Raw genomic sequence first — 18,737 nt, forward strand, 5'->3', positions numbered from 1 at the left:
TGAATACATCAATTGAAAACTAAGAACTATTTTCTATCATATTTAAAATGCATCCAAGTTCCGTAAATAATATGCATAACACCAAAACCTAAAACCCATAACCAAAATCCATATCCAGGTTCTAAAGCTCCAATTAGCCCAAGAATTATTTGAACGTACCCTAAATACTGAATATCTCCTATACTATACTTTGAAGCGTTTACTAATGCTAAGCCATAAAATATTAGCATTGAACCACCCGATTGCCCATATTTTCCTTGACTTAAAATGATTAAAATGTATAGACCTCCAACAATTAATGGGATTAAAAAATTGAAAACTAAACGTCTGGATGTAGCATCCCAAATTTTAGCGCCATCTTTTTTTGCTTTTCTTGTGGTTAGAAAAATACCTGTACCAACACTAAGTGCTGCTACTGCAAATAGTGTAAACAAGCAAGATTCGAAAACCCAGCCATCAAGAATTAAAACACCATTACTATAAGTTTTTACTAACCAATAGGCAATGGCAGCTCCAATTAGGGCGTAAACCCCTGCTAAAATTCCTGATAAACCACTTAATGAAATAAAACGAGATGATTTATTCATTAAATCTTTTATCTCGGTAATGTCTTTCAAATAATCTTTTGATTCCATGTAAAAGTACTTTGAATTGCAAAGTAAATAAATATTTTTTAAATAGGCATTATAAATTTTTGTTAAGTTTGAAAATAATTGAATTTGTTTAATAGTGAATCCAGCAGAAGAATATATACTTAATCAACCCGAACCTTATCGTTCTATTTTAATGCATATTCAAGTGATTATTGAGCATACCATTCCTAATGTGGAATTAAAATATAAATGGAGAATTCCTTGTTATTATTTAGGAGAAACACCTGTATGCTATTTAAATGCAAGCCATAAAAAGCAATTTGTAGATGTTGGTTTTTGGCATTCAGCCTACCTTTCAGAATTTGATGAATACCTTGTTAGTGAGAATAGAAAAGTTGTAAAATCACTTCGATACATTTCCTTAGAAGATATAGACGACGATATATTTATAGCCATTTTAAAAGAAGCCAAAAAGCAAAAGGGAAAATCGTTTTACAATAAATAATTAGAAACTATTTACAGTTTTTCTTATAGCTACCAAATTAGTAAGTAGTTTTTCCAAGTTATCTAAATGTAACATATTTGCGCCATCGCTTTTTGCATTTGCAGGATCGAAATGCGTTTCTATAAACAAACCATCTGCATGATTAACGATGCCTGCTCTGGCAATGGTTTCAATCATGTCTGGTCGTCCACCAGTTACTCCAGCACTTTGATTAGGTTGCTGTAATGAGTGTGTAACATCTAAAACAGTTGGTGCAAATTGGCGCATAGTTGGGATACCACGAAAATCTACAATCATGTCTTGATACCCAAACATGGTGCCTCTATCGGTTATCCAAGCTTTATCGCTACCAGCATCCTTTACTTTTTGTACAGCATGTTTCATAGCCTCAGGACTCATAAACTGTCCTTTTTTTAAGTTGACAACTTTACCTGTTTTTGCAGCGGCAACTACCAAATCGGTTTGGCGAACCAAAAACGCAGGGATTTGCAAGACATCAACATATTGTGCTGCTAAATCTGCATCGCTGGTTTCATGAATATCTGTTACTGTTGGTACATCAAATTCTTCAGAAACCTTAGCTAGAATCTCTAAAGCTTTTTCGTTCCCTATTCCCGTAAAGCTATCAATTCTACTTCGATTTGCTTTTTTAAAACTACCTTTAAAAATGTAAGGGATTTTTAGTTTGTTTGTAATAGAGACCACTTTTTCTGCAATTTGCATAGCCATATCTTCTCCCTCAATAGCACAGGGGCCACATAAAAGAAAAAAGTTGTTGGAGTTTGTATGTTTAATTTTTGGAATTTCTTGAAGATTCATGTTGCTGATTTTGAATTACAAATATAGAATTAATGACCGAAACAAATATACCCAGTTTTTTATTGAATAATTTGCCTTAGTTGGCTAGCTGCATTAGCGATTGAACAATTGTTGGAGCACATCTTTGATTGCGACTTGTGAAAGCCCGACCCTTTGTGGCTGAGTTATTTACCTTTATTTTTAATCCTAGTTTTAATTGCCATAAAGGGGAATGCCCAAATAAAATTATTTATTCCATTTATCAATTAATTATAAGTACCTTTGCACGCTTAAAATAAGGGAGCATACATTATGACTAATATTAAAAACATTGCAATTATTGCGCACGTAGATCATGGTAAAACCACTTTGGTAGATAAAATTATGTATCACTGCCAATTATTCCGTGAGAACGAAAATACTGGTGATTTAATTCTTGATAACAACGATTTAGAGCGTGAGCGTGGTATTACCATAACGTCTAAAAATGTTTCTGTTATTTACAAAGACACTAAAATTAATATTATTGACACTCCTGGTCACGCCGATTTTGGTGGCGAAGTAGAGCGTGTTTTAAATATGGCTGATGGTGTTTTATTATTAGTTGATGCTTTTGAAGGACCAATGCCTCAAACACGTTTTGTGCTACAAAAAGCCATTGATTTAGGTTTAAAACCATGTGTGGTTATTAATAAAGTTGATAAAGAAAATTGTACACCAGATGAGGTGCATGAAAAGGTGTTCGATTTAATGTTTGAGTTAGGTGCTGAAGAATGGCAGTTAGATTTTCCAACGGTATATGGTTCTGCAAAGAACAATTGGATGAGTGATGATTGGCAAAATGAAACCCAAAATATTGAGCCATTGCTAGATATGGTAATCGATCACATTCCGTCGCCAAAAATTGAAGAGGGTACAACGCAAATGCTCATTACATCTTTAGATTTTTCGTCGTTTACAGGTCGAATTGCTATAGGTCGTTTGACTCGTGGCGAATTAAAAGTTGGTCAAAATATTTCTTTAGTAAAAAGAGACGGCAGTATAGTAAAATCTAAAATTAAAGAGTTACATACTTTTGAAGGTTTAGGGCGTAAAAAAGTAGATGAGGTTAAAGCGGGCGATATTTGTGCAATTGTTGGGTTAGAAGGTTTTGAAATTGGCGATACGGTTGCCGATTGGGAAAATCCTGAAGGTTTAAAAACGATTGCTATAGATGAGCCTACTATGAGTATGCTGTTTACTATTAATGATTCGCCATTTTTCGGAAAAGACGGTAAGTATGTAACGTCTCGCCATATAAAAGAACGTTTAACAAAAGAGCTTGAAAAGAATTTAGCATTACGTGTTGAGGAAACTGAGAGTGCTGATAAATTTATGGTTTACGGCCGTGGTGTATTGCATTTATCGGTTTTAATTGAAACAATGCGTCGCGAAGGTTACGAGCTTCAAATAGGGCAGCCACAAGTTATTATTAAAGAAATTGATGGCGTAAAATGCGAACCTGTTGAAGAAATGACAATTGATTTGCCTGAAGAAGTCTCAGGGAAAGCCATAGAAATGGTAACCTTACGGAAAGGTGAAATGCTAAGTATGGAAGCTAAAGGTGACAGAATGGTTTGTGAGTTTATTGTACCATCAAGAGGTATTATAGGTTTACGTAATCAGTTGCTTACTGCTACTGCTGGGGAGGCAATTATGGCGCACCGTTTTAAAGAATATCAACCGTTAAAAGGTGGTATTCCAGAACGACAAAACGGGAGCTTAGTATCTATGGAAAAAGGACAAGCTATCCCTTATTCTATTGATAAATTACAAGATAGAGGTAAGTTTTTTGTTGATCCAGGTGAAGATATTTACGAGGGTCAAGTTATTGGCGAAAATTCTCGTGGTGATGATATGGCTGTAAACGTTACGAAAACTAAAAAGTTAAGTAATGTGCGTTCTTCTGGAGCTGATGATAAGGCTAAAATAGTTCCTGCTATTAAGTTTTCTTTAGAAGAGGCTCTAGAATATATTCAAAAAGACGAGTATGTTGAGGTTACCCCAAAGCACTTACGCTTACGTAAAATATTTTTAACAGAGGTTGAAAGAAAGCGAAATAAATCAATCTAATTTTATTAAATTAGTAAAATTCTTTAAAGAGGAGTTCAATTAGAATTTCTCTTTTTTTTTTATGATTTTTTAATATGGAATTATTTGGACTTACTGGAACTGAATATATAGGCTATTTAGCATCGTTAATGGTGCTCATATCTTTTACAATGAAACGTGTAAAAACATTGCGATTAGTAAATATGGCAGGATGTATTTTGTTTATAATTTATGGGTTTTTAATGTCTACTATAAGGATTGGATTACCAATAATTATTGCTAATGTTGCAATTTTCTCGGTTAATTTATATTATTTGTTTTTAAAACAAGAGTAGTGCTTCTCGAAATTGTATTTTTTTACCTATACTAATGTTAAGCTAAATGCGTTAAATGATTTTGTATATTTGGTTCATTCAGAAAACACAATTTATTTGCTGTGTTCTATTTAAAAATTGCATTAAAATTAATCACTCATAAGAGAAAGAAAATTCATATTAATTGAAAAAATTAATAGACTATATAAATAATAATGTTTTAATAAAGGTAACTTCGTTAAAAACCGCTGCCATTTTCACAAGAATAATTGCAGGCATATTAACCTCTAAAGCTATTGCTGTTTTTATTGGGCCAGAAGGATTGGCTTTAATTGGTAATTTACGCAATTTTATAGGGTCTGTTCAATCAGTTGCAATACTTGGTTTTTATAAAGGTTCTGTAAAATATATAGCTGAATATAAAGAGAATATTGTTAGGCTAAGTAAAACCATTTCTACAGTATATTATATTGGTTTTGTGTCATCAATTTTAGTGTCTCTTTTATGTTATTTTAATGCAGACAATATTAGTAATATTATATTTCCGAATTATAGTAACTACGCATATGTAATAAAGATATTTGCTATAGTACTCCCTTTTTATTCTTTAAATATGTTTTCATTTTCAATAATGAACGGATTTTCAAAGTATAAAATACTTATTGTAATAAATATCATCGGGCAAATTTTAGGGGTTTCTATCGCGTTGCTTTTAATCTATCAAAGCAATATTGATGGTGCTTTAATTTCGGTAGCAATTGCTGAATCGTTAATATTTTTAATCACATTGGTAGGTATTATAAACAGGCGTAGTTTAACGCCTCTTATTAAAGTAAAATACGTGAGCTTTAATTACTTTAAACGATTAAGCTTATACTCCGTTATGGCTTTGTTTTCGGCTGTTTTGTTGCCTTTAGTAGCGTTGGCTATCAGGTCATATATTATTGAATCAGAAGGCTATAAAGATGCTGGTTTTTGGGAAGCTATGACACGTATTTCGAAATATTATTTAATGTTAGTTAGCTCTTTAATGGCGCTTTATATTTTACCGCGATTTACTGAAATTAATACCGTTAAAGCCTTTAGAAAAGAAGTTTTTGAGTTTTATAAAACCGTAATGCCAATATTGGCATTAGGTTTATTATTAATATATTTATTAAAGCCATTTATTGTAACGCTAGTTTTTTCTGATGAATTTAAACCTGTTGAAGATTTGTTTTTATGGCAACTTTTGGGTGATTTTTTAAAGGTACTATCATTAGTAATAGCTTACCAATTTTTAGCAAAAAAAATGTTTTGGCATTATGTGGTAACAGAATCATTTTTAATTATAATTTTATACATAACAAGTATTTATTTTATTAAAATGTTTGGTGTAAAAGGAGCTGTAATAGGGCATTTTGTAAGTTACTTAATGTATTATGGTGTTATTTTGTTAATTTTTGGAAGCTCACTTTTTAGAGTTGATGAAAAGAAAGTGTAATGCAATTATTCCTATTTTTTAAAATATTTTTTTGAATATACCTAACTATATAAAAAACAACTTGCTCTTAAAGGTTACTTCTGCCAATACCATTGTAGTTTTTATTAGAATGATTTTTTCGGTAATTACACAAAAAGTATTAGCCATACTCATTGGTGCTGAAGGGATTGCTTTGGTTGGGAATTTAAAAAATGTTACTAGTTTTTTTGATCAGTTTTCTATTTTAGGGATTTCAAATGGATTGGTTAAATATATTTCTGAGTTCCGAGGTAACAAAAAGAAAATCAATGAATTGTTTTCTACGGCTATTGTTTTTGAAGCTACCGCATCAGTAGTTTCTTTTGTGATTTTATTTTTTTGGTCAAATTCTCTTAACAATATTATTTTTGGAGAAAACAGTAACTACGTCTATATATTTAAGGTGTTAGCATTTGTTATACCTTTTATGGGGATGAATAGGTTTTTATTTTCAGTTTTAAATGGAATTTCTGCGTATAAATTATATTCGAAAATCGCTTTTGGGGCTATTATACTTAGTACATTATTAATAGTAATTCTTACATTAAATGACGGACTTAATGGTAGTTTGCTTGCTATTTGTTTGATTCCTCTAGTTCAGTTTTTTAGCTATCTGGTTTTTATTTCTAAAAAGATTAGGGCATATTTTAATTTTAAGAATATATCATTTAAACTAAGTTTTAAAAATGAGTTGTTGTCCTATAGTTTTATGACAGTGATAGTTGTAATTAGTATTAATGTTGCAGATGTATTAATAAGAAATTTAATTATAGAAAACGTAAGTGTTAATGAAGCTGGATATTGGACAGCATTAGGCTCAATTTCTAAAAATTATATGCAATTTTTAGTAGCAATTTTTTCTTTATATATTCTTCCGCAGTATGCAAAAATTAATAACAGTTTTGATTTCAGAAAAGAAGTTATAAAAATTTATAAGTTATTGTTACCAATTTTCGCCATTGGTTTGTTACTAGTTTACTTTTTTAGAGATATACTTATTGAGATTTTGTTTACAGAAGATTTTTTAAGTATGTCCGTTTTATTCAAATGGCAATTATTAGGTGATTTTGTAAAGTTAACAGCATTGGTGTTGTCTTATCAGTTTATTGCAAAAAGGCAGATAAGTAATTTTGTTTTCACCGAGTTGTTATCGGTAATAATGTTTTATGTTTTTTCTAATTGTTTTATACATAGTTATAATACAGAAGGTATTGTTTTGGCACATTTTGTTAGATATGTTATATATTTAGTCGTTGTGCTTTTTATTTTAAGGCATAATTTTATTGGTAAAAACAGAGTTTTATAATTTTAAATGAATAAAAACATTTTTGATAATGATTTAAAACTTGAAATTTTAATTTCAACAATGTATAAAACATCATTGTCTTTTCTTGATAATATGTTTCCTCATCATGATTTAAAAAAACTGAATCTTCTTATAATAAATCAAACAGAAAAAGGAGATGAGTTAAATTCAAATTATAAAAATATTAGAATTATTAATTCATATGAAAAAGGACTTTCAATAAGTAGAAATATAGCCATAAAAAACGCAATAGGAGATATATGTTTAATTGCCGATGATGATGTGGAATATTTACCAAACTTTGAGTGCAAGATTTTTGAAGCTTTTTCAAAACTACAACACTTCTCAATAATTCAGTTTAAAATTAAAACTTTTAGTGGTGTAGCTTATAAAAATTATCCGAAATTATCTAAAAGATTGACAAGGAATAAAGATTTAATAAGTGCATCTTCAATTGAAATAGCATTTAAAAGAAAAGAAATTATAGAAAAAAATATTTTATTTAATCCTCTTTTTGGCTTAGGTAGTTATTTTAAATCTGGTGAAGAATATTTGTTTTTTAAAAAAGCCTTAAAAACTAATCTCGAAGTTTATTTTGAAAATTTGTTTATTGTAAAACACAAATTAGAAAGGTCGACAAGTAATGTTGCAAGCGATAATTTTGTTGAAACTAAAGCGGCACTTTATTATTATAATTATAAAAATTTAAGCTATGCGTTTTTATTTAAGTTTATTTTCTTTCTTTTAAGAAAACAAAAAATATCGTTTAAACAGTTTACTATAAAATATAAAGTAGGTGTGGCTGGTATTAACAAATTTAAAGAGTTAAAAAGATTATATGAATAAATTTTTTAAAATATTTTCTGGATATTTTTTGCTTATTCTGGTGGCATTTATATTTGAGACAGTTTTTAATTCTCTTAAGGTTAACGCATTTCATAATCTTATAGAAAATATTTTATTTGCTATAGCACTAATAATTCCTTTATATTTTTTTAAAAAGAAAATCATTAGTAGAGCCTATTTTGTTTTTTCTTATTTAGTTTTTAGTTTTTGTATAATATTTGAAACTGTATATTTCTATCTTTTTAAAACCTATTTTAGTTCGTCTGCTATTTTTGTTATTCTGGAGTCTAATACTAATGAAGCCAAAGAGTTTAGTAGTTTTTATATAAATAAACCTGCAATTGCTTTTTTGTTAATTATTGCTTTAATAGTACTTTTTGTTTTAAAAAAACAAAAGATAAGTTCGTTTGTATCGTCAACTGTTACTACAAAAAAGAAAATTAAATTATTAAGTGTATTTATTCTAATATTAACTTTTTTAAAGCTAACCACACTTATTGTTTTTAATGTTCCTTATTTAATTTTAAAATCTAGTTTTGAGTATCACATAGAATCTAAAAAGTTAGGTGATTATAAAAAAAATAAAAATGGAAACTTTACCAATGTATTTCAATCTAAAAAAGACGAAGAAGAGGTGCATGTTGTAATTTTAGGAGAATCTACAACGCGTTCTCATTTAGGAATCTACAATTATTACAGAGAAACAACGCCTGGGCTTAATAGACTGAAAGACAGATTGCTAGTGTTTAACGATGTTATAAGTCCGCATGCATATTCAGTAGGCTCTTTAACCAAAATGCTAACCTTAGGCAATTATGAAAGCCCCGAAAAAGTTTCTGAAGGTTCAATAATACAGTTGGCTAATAGCGCAGATTACACAACGTATTGGTTATCTAACCAAAGACCTATTGGACCCTATGAGAGCATGATTACTAAAATTAGTTTATCTGCAAAGACCAGTAAATTTTTAACCACCACAATTGCAGGTAACAGCAAGGTTTTAGACGAGACAATTATTCCAGAATTCAATAAAGCACTAAACAATAATGTAAAAAGAAAGGTGATTTTTATCCATTTAATGGGTACTCATCATCATTACGAGAACAGGTATCCACTGGCTTTTGCTAAATTTGAAAACCAGCCAAAAACAAAGTTTAAATCAACCGAAAGCTTTAAAAAAATAAATCATTATGATAATGCAGTACTTTACAATGATTTTATAATATCAAAAATCATAAAAAAGGTAGACAGTTTAGAAACAAAAGGTACAGTGCTTTTTTTGTCTGACCACGGAGAAGAAATGTTTAATGATTTAAATATGGCAGGGCATAATGAAGATATTTATTCAAAACAAATGTTCGATATACCATTTTTACTTTGGCAATCAGAAAAATACAAACAACAAAAAAACCTTTTTTTTGATAAAGAAAGAAATTATATGGTTGATGATTTATTTCATTCCTTGGCAGATTTATTATGTATTAAGGCAAATGAAGTAGATACAACAAGAAGTATTTTTAGTAAATATTTTAAAGAAAGAAAAAGGATAATAAAGGATACTATTAATTATGATACTTTTTTTAAAAAATAATTAGTCGTTTTAACTTACTAAAAAATGGAACTATTAAACAATCGTATAAATGCACTAAATATAGTTTATTATGCTATATATTTTGTTGTTGGTATTTTTATAATTAGTACAGGTGCTATTTACTACCCAGACAGCTATACATTTTTAGATATGGCACTAAACCACAGTCCATTTTACTGTATTTTTCTAAAAATAATAACAAGTATTTTTGGAGATTATTTTGAGTTGCCTTTAATTATTATACAATACATAATTATAGTTTTTGGAGTTAACTTTTTTGTTAAAACGCTAAACACTGTTTTCAACCTACACCATACAGGTTTTATAATTTTACAACTTATAAGTTTAGCACCTTGTGTATATGTACATAATCTTGGTAGTGCTATTTTAAGTGAAGCCTTAACCTATCCCATTTTCTTGGTGATTTTCGCATTTACTTTAAAACTGTTTGTTGAGGAAAACTTAAAGTACCTATATAAAATTTGTGCTTTACTGTTTGTTTTAATTTTAACCAGAGGTCAGTTTTTAGCTTTAATTCCAGTATTGCTTTTAATTGTTGGGTATGTGGTTTTTAAAACAAAATCCTTAGCTAAAAACTTTTATTTTTTAGTAATGCTTATTGCACTTCCTTTTGTAACAAGTTTAAGTGAAAGGGTTTACAATAAAGCGGTATTTGGTTATTTTATAAATAACGCCATGAATTATGTGCACTTAATAAGTTCGCCATTTTATATTTCCAACGAAAGCGATGTCAACCTTTTTACAAATGAAGATGAAAAAGCATATTTTAAATTAATACATAACAGTTTAAAAGAAGCAAAATTAACACGAAATCAAAATTTGGATGAAGACGATTATATGTTTTACCAAAATAATTTCCCTAAAATCTGTAATAGAAGAATATTAGATTTAGGTCTTAATTTTTATAAAGAAAAGGGTCATAATTTTATAGAACAAAACATAGCCTTAAACAAATTGTGTTCAAAAATGGTTTATCCATTAATAAAGCAGAACTTTAAAATTTGGTTTAAGTTATTTAGTAAAAACCTTAAAAACTCATTTGGGTCATCAAAACAAATGCTTTTCTTTATGGTATTACTATTTTATGGTTTGATTAACTTGTTTAAAACCAACAGAGATATTTATAAATTTATAGTAATAGCAACCTTATTTATGCTTGCAAATAACACACTTATTGCATTAGTGGTTCACTCAATAAAGCGTTACATATTTTATTTTGATTGGGTTGTTTTTGCAACGTTTATAATTTTATTCAACGAAATTTTTAAAAAGGAAACACTAAATGAATCCTGAACTATCTATTGTAATGCCATGCTTAAATGAAGCTGAAACTATTGCCATTTGCGTAGAAAAAGCTCAAGCTTTTATGAAGAAAAACAATATTAGAGGCGAAGTTATTATTGGCGATAATGGCAGTACAGATGGCTCGCAAGAAATAGCTGAAAAACAGGGAGCTATTGTTGTAAATGTTAAAAGGAAAGGATACGGAAACGCTTCAAGAGGTGCCATTGAAGCGTCTAAAGGGAAATACATAATTACTGCCGATACAGATGACAGTCACGACATTCTTAACCTCAACCCATTTGTTGAAAAACTAAGAGATGGATTCGATTTAGTTATGGGTAATCGCTTTAAAGGTGAAAATAAAAAAGATGCTATGCCTTTTTTGCATCGATATTTAGGGAATCCTATTTTAACGTTTTTAGGCAACCTGTTCTTTAAAACAGATTTAGGTGATTTTCATTGTGGGTTAAGAGGTTTTACACGAGAAGCTTATAATAAAATGGATATGTCAACAACAGGTATGGAATTTGCTTCAGAAATTATTGTAAAAGCATCGTTGTTAAACCTTAGTATTGCTGAAGTGGCAACTACAGTTTTTCCTTCTGGAAGAAATAGAAAAGCACATTTAAGAACATTTCCAGATGGGTGGAGGCATTTAAGATTTTTATTATTATACAGCCCAAAATGGTTGTTCTTAATTCCAGGGATATTATGCATGTTAATAGGTGTTGTTGGAACACTTTATATCCTGTTTAATGACGATAATGGAAGCCTAAATTTGATGCCACTATTTGCTGGCTTGTTCTTAATTAGTTTTCAATTTGTTGTGTTTTATGCACTGACAAAAATTTATGCTACTAACCATGGATTGATACCAAGAAAAAAAAGCTTTAATAAGCTTTTTTACTATTTTACTTTAGAAAGAGGTTTGTTAGTAGGAGCACTCTTTACTTTTGTTAGTATTATATTGTATTATTTAAGTTTTAAAGAGGGAATAAATATCCAACAAACATTAAAAACTATAGTGCCTGCTACAGTAGTTATGGTGTTAGGAATTCAATTAATTTTATTTAGCTTCTTTTTTAGTATACTTGGTTTAAAGGATGATAATAATTAAACTTTACCATTACTTAAAAGATGTTACATAAATCCGATTTTTAATTAAAAATTTTTGAAATTGTTTAATGAGTTTAAGCACAAGTTTTGGAAAATATAAAAGCACTTTTTGTTTAAAATTTAGGTTATTAAAATCTATTTCCTTTTTTATCTTTTTATAAAGCTTATTGTCATCATTTAAGATACATCTAATAGTCAAAGCAAATCTATTTATATCTAGGTACTTTTTTAATGAGGGATTAGTTTTTTCTTCTTTTAAATAGCTATTAATAAATTCATATCTTATATCATTAAACTCGCTTTTAGATAAGCTGTTATCAACATATAATTTGTAAGACATAGTTATAGTTGGGTTAAATGCAACCTTATATTTTAAAGCCATTTTAATCCATAAATCCAAATCCTGAGCCGTTTTTAATTTGGTGTTAAAACCTCCAACGGAATTAAATTTATCCTTTGCAAACCCAACGGCAGAAGTCCACGCAATTGAGTTTATAATGCTGGCTTTAAAAAAATCAGCAACAATTAAACAATCTTCTTTAAAACCAAAATTGAAATTTGCGGGACGACACATGTTTTTTGTGTAATATATTTGGTAATTGTTACAGTACAAACCGGCATCTGGGAATAATTCTATTTGTTTTTTCAATTCAGATAAATGGTTTTTATGCCAGTAATCGTCTGCATCAATTAAGGCTATAAATTTTGATTTTGCTTGTTCGATACCAAAGTTTCTTGCAACAGAAACACCTTGATTTTTTTGCTTAAATAATGTAATGTAAGGGTTTTGAAATTTTGAAACAATTTCAAAACTCTTATCTGTACTTCCATCATCAACTATTATAATTTCTAAATCACTAAACGTTTGATTAAGAACACTACTGATAGTGTTTTTTATAAAATTTTCTTTATTATAGAGTGGAATTACAACAGAAAAATATGGAATCATTTTTTTAAATTTATATTGCAAAAATAGCTTAGCCGAAACAGGTTAAATAGAAATAAAGAAGGGTAGTTCGATATGAGTTGTCTTTTATATATTGGATATAATATTATATGAGAATATGCTAGTAAATAATTTAATTTCCAAAATTTAAGCTTATTAAAGATTTTTAAAAAAGTAATGAAATTTGGGTCAACTAGTTTATTTTTATATACTTTATCAAGATTATTTAACGATTTATGCATTTTACTAAAAAAAACCTTATTTAAATCTACATCTCCATGTAAAACAGTATTATCTATATGGTAAATAGAAGCTTTTATTTTACTCAATTTATATGCAAAAATTGTGTCTTCATGTCCATATTCTGTTATATTCGTCTCAAAATATACTTTATTAAAAACCTCTTTTTTAATTATTGTATTGTTAAACAATACCGATTTATATTTATTCTTTCTTCTATCCAAATAATTTTTATCTTCATGAGATTTTCCATATTTCCATCTTAATTTTCTTTGAGGTATAGCATTTTTTGGATGAATTCTACCTCCGTAAATAACATCGTAACCTTTAGGAATTGCATTTAGATAATTGTTTATAAAATTATCATGAATTAAAACTGAATCGCCATCAATGAAAAGTAAATACTTATATTTTGATGCTTCAGCTAAAGTATTTCTATTAATACTAAGCCCTTGATTAAATTTATTTACTTTAAAGGAGCAGTTAGAAAGCGTATTCATTTTTTTATTTTTTTTATTTAAAATTGATGAAGAGCCATCATCAATACATATTATTTCAAATAAAATATTTGCTTTAACTGCTTGGTTTTTAATTGACTTTACTAAAGGTAGTATGTCGTAATTATATGTAGGTATGAGAATTGATAGCATTATAACAAACTTATCTGTAAAAATACATTTTAAAATTAATTAAATTTTATTTAAAATAGTTTAAATTGCAATCAACGATATAAAAATATTGTGTTTTGTATTCTAAAAAAATCTCAGAATTAATTTACAATAAAATTAAAGAAAATCAGACAAGTCTAATCCGTTCTTTTAATAATACTGAAGATAAAATAGGCTATTTTTATATTGATGACTTACTCCCGATAGAAATAGCACAAAAATGTTTTGAAGTTTTTCCATATGCATCTGAAATGACACTAAAAAAAAGTTTGCGAGAATATAAATATGTATCAGCGCAAATGAACTTGCATCATCAGTTTCTGGAAGAAATACTTTATGCATTTCAAGATGATAAAATAGTAAAATTAATTGGTAAAATATGTCAAATAGAATCTTTGTATGCTGATGATTTATTGTATGCGGGTGGTTTGTCATTAATGACGGAAAATAATTTTTTACATCCACATTTAGACAATTCTCATGATGCTGAAAGAGAAAGATGGCGAGTTTTAAACTTGTTATATTATGTATCTCCCGATTGGAAGGAAGAAAACGGAGGACATTTAGAATTATGGCCAAATGGTCCTAAAAAAGAGCCAATAGTTATAGAAAGTAAATTCAATAGGTTAGTTGTAATGGCAACTCATGATAAATCTTGGCATTCGGTAAATAAAGTATTGACAGATAAAAGCAGATGTTGTATTTCAAATTATTATTTTAGTGATGCGCCACTAAAAGATTCAGATAAATTTCATGTTACAAAATTTAGAGGAAGACCTGAGGATACTTTTATAAATTTAATTCTTGATTTTGATGCAAAAATGAGAATGCTAATTAGGAAATTTTTTAAAAAAGGGATTAGGAAAAACCCGCATATTTATAAAAAGGAAGATTAACTTTTACGTTGCACCACCTCATAAACAGCGTTATCATCACATTTCAATGTCTTACTTGGGTATTTTAAAAGTAAAGCATAATCATGAGTAGCCATTAAAATAGTGTTGCCATTTTTATTAATATCCTGCAAAACCTCCATAACTTCAACACTTGTTTGAGGGTCTAAATTCCCAGTAGGCTCATCGGCAAGTATTAATTCAGGGTTGTTTAGTAAAGCTCTGGCAATAGCAATGCGTTGTTGCTCGCCACCAGAAAGCTCGTGTGGAAATTTGAACCCTTTGGTTTTCATATCTACTTTCGTTAAAACTTCTTCAACTCTAGCTTCCATGTCACTTTTATCTTTCCAGCCTGTAGCTTTTAAAACAAACAATAAATTATCGTTTACAGTTCTATCAGTTAATAATTTAAAATCTTGAAAAACTACACCTAACTTTCGTCTTAAAAAAGGGATATCTTTTTCTTTAAGTGTTTTTAAATTATAATCTACAATATGTCCTTCGCCTTCTGTTAATGGTAAATCACCATAAAGCGTTTTCATAAAACTACTTTTACCAGAACCCGTTTTACCAATTAAGTAAACAAAATCACCTTTATTAATTTCTACATTTACATTGGCAAGTACTAAACTTTTGTCTTGGTAAATTGTCGCTTCTTTTAATTGTAATATAGGATTAGACATAAAAAATAGATGTAAAATTTAAGTGTTGTAAATGTATTATTAATAAGTTAAAAGTTAAAAGTTAAACGCAAAAAGTTTGAAATAGTTGTAGCCAGAACTTCCAGCTTTTTTAACATTTAATAACTCGGTTTATAATTATGGCACGATTATTACGTTATAAGTAAAATAATTCTTCAAGATATTTTATCTTGATTTCATTTGAAATTGTCATTCCCACAAAGGTGGGAATCTCAAACCTTATATCTATATTTGATTAAATTAAAAAACGAATCGTTAATGATTAAAAATAGTATTGTTTCCCTCTTGGTAGCCATAAGTTTTAGTTTCCAAATCATGGCGCAACAGTCTGCAACTTACACCAGTAATTTGGTAGACTATCAAAAAGCGCTCTCTCTCTTCAATAATCAACAATATCTTGCAGCTCAGTCTTTGTTTAGAAACGTAAAAAAGAATGCAAAAGAAGATATTTTACAATCCGATTGTGCTTATTACATAGCCAATTGTGCAGTAAGACTTAATCAGCAAGCCGCAGATCGGTTAGTTCAAGATTTTGTAAGAGATTATCCAACAAGTACAAAACGGAATACCGCTTTTGTTGATGTTGCCGATTATTATTTCGAGAATTCAAAATATCCACATGCTAGAAAATGGTACGATAAAGTAAATGAAGAGGCTTTAGCTAAAAAAGAAAAAGAAAAATTCAATTTTAACAATGGATATTCTGCCTTTGCGGTTAAACAATATAAAACAGCCAAAAAATATTTAAAGCGTGTTGAAAACTCTCAAGAATACGGGTCGCAAGCAAAATATTACATAGGTTTTATGGCTTATGAAGGTGATGATTATGATGAGGCGAATGAGTATTTCGATCAAGTAAGCGATCAAGAACGCTACAAAGAAAAGCTGTCGTATTATCAAGCCGATCTTCATTTTAAACTAGGTAAATTTGAAAAAGCTATCGAATTAGCTAAAGAAAGATTAGAATCTAGTGATGAAGCTGAAGTATCTGAGCTCTCAAAAATTATAGGTGAAAGCTATTTTAATTTAGAACAGTATGCCGAGGCTATTCCGTATTTAGCTGAATATAAAGGTAAAAAAGGAAAACGAGATAGAAATGCAAAGTGGAATAATACCGATTTTTATCAATTAGGTTACGCCTATTACAAGCAGAAAGATTACGAAAATGCAATTTCAGAATTTAATAAAATTGTTGGGGGAAATAACGCAATCGCTCAAAATGCATATTATCATTTAGGAGAAAGTTATATTCATTTAGATAAAAAACAACAGGCCTTAAATGCATTTAGAAATGCGTCGCAAATGAGTTTCGATTTAAAAATTCAAGAAGATGCGTGGTTAAATTATGCTAAAATTAGTTACGAAATTGGTAACCCTTATCAGTCTGCGCCACAAGTATTAGCAGATTATTTGAATAAATACCCCGAAACATCTTATAAGGAAGAAATTGAAACGCTTTTAATCGATTCGTATATTACTTCTAAAAATTATAAAGAAGCACTGAAACTTTTAGAAGGTAAAAAGAGTTTTGAAAATAAAGTAGCCTATCAAAAAGTAGCATTTTACAGAGGCATTGAGTTGTATAATGATACACAATACTTAGAGGCCGAAACGCTTTTCGATCAATCTTTAAGCGAACCAAGAGACCCTAAATATACAGCGCGTGCCACCTTTTGGAAAGCCGAAGCCGATTACAATTTAACAAACTATGATGATGCTTTAGTTGGGTTTAAACAATTTGATGCAATAAGCAACGCATCAGAAACACCAGAATATTTTAATCTTGATTATAATTTAGGATATACTTATTTCAAGCAAAAAAAATACGATCAATCTATCATTTATTTTAATCAGTTTGCTTCTCGTAGAGATGTAGATCGTGTAAGAGCAAACGATGCTTATTTAAGATTAGGTGATGGCTATTTCGTTTTAAGCCAATATAACAAAGCAATAAAAGCATACGAAAATGCCATTGAAATTAATGAGTTTGCTTCAGATTATCCGTTTTTCCAAAAAGCAATAAGTGTAGGTTATATTGGCCAGTCTTCAAAAAAAATAAAGGATTTAGAAGAATTTATTGAAGCTTATCCAAAGTCAAAATTGCGTGATGATGCCATGTACGAACTTGGAAATTCTTATGTAAAAGAAAATGAAACAGAAAAAGCGATGCAAATGTACAATCGTTTGAGTAGCGAGTACAAAATGAGTTCTTTTGTTTCAAAAGCATTGTTAAGGCAAGGGTTGGTATATTATAATGGTAGTGAAAATGAACAAGCATTAAACAAGTTTAAAAAAGTAGCCCGAGATTACCCAGGAACACCAGAAGCAGTTCAGTCGGTTGCAACGGCGCGCTTAATTTATATTGATTTAGGTCGTGTAGACGATTATGCACGTTGGGTAAAAACCTTGGATTATGTTGAGGTTACCGATGCCGATTTAGACAATGCTACTTACGAAGCTGCCGAAAAACAATATTTAGATAATAATACCGATAAGGCAATCAAACAATTTAATGGATATTTAAACGAATTCCCTAACGGAATTCACGCATTACAAGCTCATTTTTACGTAGCTCAATTATATTACAAAAAAGATTTACTAGCTAATGCTACACCACATTATAAATATATTGTAGAAAGATCGCAAAGCGAATATACTGAAGAAGCTTTATCTCGATTATCGCAATATTATTTAGAAAGTAAAAGCTGGAATAAAGCCATTCCATTATTATTGCGTTTAGAAGAAGAGGCTAATTTTTCGCAAAATGTGATATTTGCACAATCTAATTTAATGAAAACTAATTACCAATTAGAAAATTATGGTGAAGCTGTGTCTTATGCCGAAAAAGTGCTAAAAAACTCTAAAATTGATAATAAGATTAAAAGTGATGCACATATTATAATAGCACGTTCAGCCATAAAAACAGGCTATGAAGATAGAGCTAAAATAGCTTATACGAAAGTTGAAAAAGTAGCCACAGGAGAAATGGCAGCCGAGGCATTATACTATAACGCTTACTTTAAAAATAAAGAAGGTAAGCATGCAGCCTCAAACAAAACGGTGCAAAAACTGGCAAAAGATTTTTCAGGCTATAAATACTACAGTGCTAAAGGTTTAGTGCTAATGGCTAAAAATTATTATGCTTTAAAAGATGCGTTTCAAGCTACTTATATTTTGGAAAGTGTTATTGAAAATTTTGCTGAGCTTGATGATGTTGTTAATGAAGCTAAAGAAGAATTACGTCAAATAAAAGCAGAAGAAGCCAAAACAAATTCATCAATTGAAACCGAAGAAAATTAAAAACATCAATCGTAAATCAAAAG

16 protein-coding genes are annotated in these 18,737 nt (G+C 29.3%); 11 read left to right on the forward strand and 5 right to left on the reverse strand.

The features are described 5' to 3' along the window. Positions 1 to 26 precede the first annotated feature (26 nt). Positions 27 to 635 carry a hypothetical protein gene (locus tag L3X37_RS14125; RefSeq protein ID WP_237240818.1) on the reverse strand — a complete coding sequence of 203 codons (609 nt, stop codon included), beginning with the start codon at positions 633 to 635 and terminating at the stop codon, positions 27 to 29. A gap of 94 nt (positions 636 to 729) precedes the next feature. On the opposite strand from L3X37_RS14125, the gene L3X37_RS14130 reads away from it, so the two are divergent. After that, positions 730 to 1,098: a DUF1801 domain-containing protein gene (locus L3X37_RS14130; protein ID WP_237240819.1), complete on the forward strand. Its 369-nt coding sequence runs from the start codon at positions 730 to 732 to the stop codon at positions 1,096 to 1,098. Here the strand turns inward: L3X37_RS14130 and kdsA are convergent, their stop codons facing one another. After that, positions 1,099 to 1,917: a 3-deoxy-8-phosphooctulonate synthase gene (kdsA, locus tag L3X37_RS14135; protein WP_237240820.1), complete on the reverse strand. Its 819-nt coding sequence runs from the start codon at positions 1,915 to 1,917 to the stop codon at positions 1,099 to 1,101. Between the two features lie 291 nt (positions 1,918 to 2,208). Between kdsA and typA the strand changes: the two genes are divergently transcribed. The 8 genes from typA (at position 2,209) to L3X37_RS14175 (ending at position 11,967) form a co-directional block, all read left to right on the forward strand. Beyond that, entirely contained in the window at positions 2,209 to 4,008 is a 1,800-nt protein-coding gene (typA, locus tag L3X37_RS14140) for a translational GTPase TypA (protein WP_237240821.1), read from the forward strand. Between the two features lie 74 nt (positions 4,009 to 4,082). Next, positions 4,083 to 4,322, forward strand: coding sequence for a uroporphyrinogen decarboxylase (locus L3X37_RS14145; RefSeq protein ID WP_237240822.1), 240 nt, complete (start codon positions 4,083 to 4,085; stop codon positions 4,320 to 4,322). A gap of 163 nt (positions 4,323 to 4,485) precedes the next feature. Further along, the gene (locus L3X37_RS14150) at positions 4,486 to 5,784 is read left to right on the forward strand and encodes an O-antigen translocase (RefSeq protein WP_237240823.1); all 1,299 of its coding nucleotides are present in this window, start codon (positions 4,486 to 4,488) and stop codon (positions 5,782 to 5,784) included. A gap of 31 nt (positions 5,785 to 5,815) precedes the next feature. Beyond that, the gene (locus L3X37_RS14155) at positions 5,816 to 7,108 is read left to right on the forward strand and encodes an O-antigen translocase (protein ID WP_237240824.1); all 1,293 of its coding nucleotides are present in this window, start codon (positions 5,816 to 5,818) and stop codon (positions 7,106 to 7,108) included. 6 nt (positions 7,109 to 7,114) lie between these two features. Continuing rightward, the gene (locus tag L3X37_RS14160; RefSeq protein ID WP_237240825.1) at positions 7,115 to 7,954 is read left to right on the forward strand and encodes a glycosyltransferase; all 840 of its coding nucleotides are present in this window, start codon (positions 7,115 to 7,117) and stop codon (positions 7,952 to 7,954) included. Next, positions 7,947 to 9,545 carry a sulfatase-like hydrolase/transferase gene (locus tag L3X37_RS14165; protein ID WP_237240826.1) on the forward strand — a complete coding sequence of 533 codons (1,599 nt, stop codon included), beginning with the start codon at positions 7,947 to 7,949 and terminating at the stop codon, positions 9,543 to 9,545. The genes L3X37_RS14160 and L3X37_RS14165 overlap by 8 nt, the downstream gene beginning before the upstream one ends. A 24-nt stretch (positions 9,546 to 9,569) precedes the next feature. Continuing rightward, positions 9,570 to 10,859 (forward strand): hypothetical protein, encoded by a 1,290-nt coding sequence (locus L3X37_RS14170; RefSeq protein WP_237240827.1) that lies wholly within the window; start codon positions 9,570 to 9,572, stop codon positions 10,857 to 10,859. Continuing rightward, positions 10,849 to 11,967 carry a glycosyltransferase family 2 protein gene (locus L3X37_RS14175; RefSeq protein WP_237240828.1) on the forward strand — a complete coding sequence of 373 codons (1,119 nt, stop codon included), beginning with the start codon at positions 10,849 to 10,851 and terminating at the stop codon, positions 11,965 to 11,967. Before L3X37_RS14170 ends, L3X37_RS14175 begins: the two co-directional genes overlap by 11 nt. A gap of 9 nt (positions 11,968 to 11,976) precedes the next feature. On the opposite strand, the gene L3X37_RS14180 is transcribed toward L3X37_RS14175, so the two are convergent. Next, a complete protein-coding gene (locus L3X37_RS14180) occupies positions 11,977 to 12,915 on the reverse strand; it encodes a glycosyltransferase family 2 protein (protein ID WP_237240829.1) in 939 nt (312 codons plus the stop codon). After that, positions 12,912 to 13,802, reverse strand: a complete 891-nt coding sequence (locus L3X37_RS14185) for a glycosyltransferase family 2 protein (RefSeq protein WP_237240830.1) — start codon at positions 13,800 to 13,802, stop codon at positions 12,912 to 12,914. The genes L3X37_RS14180 and L3X37_RS14185 overlap by 4 nt, the downstream gene beginning before the upstream one ends. Before the next feature lie 95 nt (positions 13,803 to 13,897). Between L3X37_RS14185 and L3X37_RS14190 the strand changes: the two genes are divergently transcribed. Continuing rightward, the gene (locus L3X37_RS14190) at positions 13,898 to 14,716 is read left to right on the forward strand and encodes a 2OG-Fe(II) oxygenase (protein ID WP_237240831.1); all 819 of its coding nucleotides are present in this window, start codon (positions 13,898 to 13,900) and stop codon (positions 14,714 to 14,716) included. Here L3X37_RS14190 and L3X37_RS14195 read toward each other — a convergent pair. Further along, entirely contained in the window at positions 14,713 to 15,396 is a 684-nt protein-coding gene (locus L3X37_RS14195) for a cell division ATP-binding protein FtsE (RefSeq protein ID WP_237240832.1), read from the reverse strand. The genes L3X37_RS14190 and L3X37_RS14195 overlap by 4 nt on opposite strands. Before the next feature lie 276 nt (positions 15,397 to 15,672). Between L3X37_RS14195 and L3X37_RS14200 the strand changes: the two genes are divergently transcribed. After that, positions 15,673 to 18,714, forward strand: coding sequence for a tetratricopeptide repeat protein (locus tag L3X37_RS14200; RefSeq protein WP_237240833.1), 3,042 nt, complete (start codon positions 15,673 to 15,675; stop codon positions 18,712 to 18,714). Positions 18,715 to 18,737 lie beyond the last annotated feature (23 nt).

The organism is Wocania arenilitoris, from assembly GCF_021728535.1.
GTDB lineage: Bacteria > Bacteroidota > Bacteroidia > Flavobacteriales > Flavobacteriaceae > Wocania_A > Wocania_A arenilitoris.